The organism is Vibrio sp. 03_296 (assembly GCF_002265885.1).
The window spans coordinates 1-562 of sequence record NZ_NPKW01000631.1; the positions used below are offsets into that span (position 1 = coordinate 1).

Genomic DNA, 562 nt, shown 5'->3' on the forward strand with positions numbered 1-562 from the left:
CGCTTCAGGTAAGTAACTTCCCCAAGCATAAACGTTTAGCACTTCATTCTCTGCCTGAGAAAGAGAGCTAAATGAGAGCGCGCTCAGAACCAATCCTTTGATGAACATATTCATAGTTTGCAATCCAAACAGTACCAGCACCATGCTGGGGATCACGCGCATAAWTAGGCAATTGTTAATGATTGAAAGAAAATAAATTTGTCGTTACGAAGTCAACAGATTTGTCGTTTTATTCATCACTTGGAGGTTGGTTGCCAGAGTCGTCGAGGGGCTTTTTCGAGGTTAATTCATGGGTTATAAACAAAAATCGCCTGTATAAATCAGGCGATTTTGCATCGGTAGCTTTACGCTTTTAGCCCCGTCACTTGGGCCACTTCATTCACAACGGCGGTGACATTCTCCGCAATCCGCGCTAACGTTGCGAGCTCTTCGTCGCTAAAAGGGTGCATCAAGACTTTTTCTGCACCTTGCTTACCCACCACCGTTGGTAAGCTCATGAGCACATTGTCGAGCCCATATTGCCCGGACAACATAGTTCCTATAGGCAGAACGGATTTCTCGT

At 45.3% G+C, this 562-nt stretch carries 2 pseudogenes; both read right to left on the reverse strand.

What is annotated here, in order from left to right:
- Nucleotides 1–114, reverse strand: a pseudogene (gene potD / locus CIK04_RS34185) (spermidine/putrescine ABC transporter substrate-binding protein PotD); the annotation flags it as partial.
- A gap of 230 nt (nucleotides 115–344) precedes the next feature.
- Nucleotides 345–562, reverse strand: a pseudogene (locus tag CIK04_RS26740) (L-lactate dehydrogenase); the annotation flags it as partial.